The sequence below is a fragment of the Arthrobacter sp. Soil736 genome, from assembly GCF_001428005.1.
Taxonomy (GTDB): Bacteria; Actinomycetota; Actinomycetes; order Actinomycetales; family Micrococcaceae; genus Arthrobacter.
This window is the reverse complement of sequence record NZ_LMSB01000012.1, coordinates 1-372: the sequence shown is the minus strand read 5'-3', so window position 1 is coordinate 372 and position 372 is coordinate 1. Positions and strand designations below refer to the sequence as shown.

The 372-nt window shown below is 66.8% G+C and carries 1 pseudogene; it reads right to left on the bottom strand.

Annotated features, from left to right (window positions below):
• Positions 1-355, bottom strand: a pseudogene (locus tag ASG92_RS28950) (integrase); the annotation flags it as partial.
• Positions 356-372 lie beyond the last annotated feature (17 nt).

The following is a 372-nucleotide window of genomic DNA, read 5'->3' as shown; positions in this document are numbered from 1 at the left end:
CCGCTTCGATGAACCCGGGTGCCTGTTCGTGTTCGTCCCCGGCCTTGCGGACCGTGATGGAGTTGCGCAGCAGCGGCCCGGCTTTGGTCGCGGAGAGCCCTTTGGGTCTGTCCGCGTCCTTGGTGGGCTTCAGGAGCCGGTCGATCGTGGCCCCGGAGACCTGCAGCAGTTGAGCCCCGACCGCCGGGGTCAGCCTCTTCGCGTCGAGTTCCCCGAAGGTCTGGAGCTTGGGCAACCAGAGGTCCATGGTCGCGGCCAGATACTTACCCGAAGGCATCCCGGCGATCCGCCACACACTGATCAGGACCTTCAGGGTGTCATAGCCGTAGGTCCGTCCCCGAGGCTTSCGCGCCACCGCTTTCGCCGGGCCCT